The sequence below is a fragment of the Streptomyces sp. SID13726 genome, assembly GCF_010548375.1.
Lineage (GTDB): Bacteria > Actinomycetota > Actinomycetes > Streptomycetales > Streptomycetaceae > Streptomyces.
Genome location: NZ_JAAGLY010000259.1, coordinates 1 through 492, shown reverse-complemented (window position 1 = coordinate 492; position 492 = coordinate 1). Strand labels below are relative to the sequence as shown.

Annotated in this window: 1 pseudogene; it reads left to right on the top strand. The window is 74.6% G+C overall.

What is annotated here, in order from left to right:
• Positions 1-31 precede the first annotated feature (31 nt).
• A pseudogene (locus G3I78_RS47510) lies at positions 32-492 on the top strand (hypothetical protein); the annotation flags it as partial.

Sequence of the window (492 nt, the reverse complement as noted above, 5' to 3'; positions counted from 1 at the left end):
GCTCCGCACCGGGCACGCGGGTGCGGTGGGCGTGATCCTCACGGTGGACCTCGCCTACGCCTTCTCGGACCCGTACGTGGTCGAGCTCCTCGGCGGGATCGCCGAGTCGCTGACGCACGACGGCGCCAGCATGGTGCTCATCCCGTCGGGGGCGCACGGTGCGTGGCGCGGCGCGGGGAGCCGCGACTCCGTCGACGCCGTGAACCGTGCCGTGATCGACGGGGCGATCGCCGACGGGCTCCCCGAGGACCACCCGGCAGTGCGGGTCCTGGACAGCAGGGGGCTCCCTCTCGTCCGTTCTCGGGCGAACAGCGCCGGGCCCTGGGTCGCGATCGACGACCACGGCGCCGGCCGATCCGTCGGGGCGCACCTCGCGGAGCACGGACACCGTGACGTCGCCGTCGTCGTCGCGTCACCTGCACCGCCCGGTCGGCCCGTCGGCGACGACGCGTCGCTCTACCCCTACTCGCGCGACCGACTGCTCGGCATCCG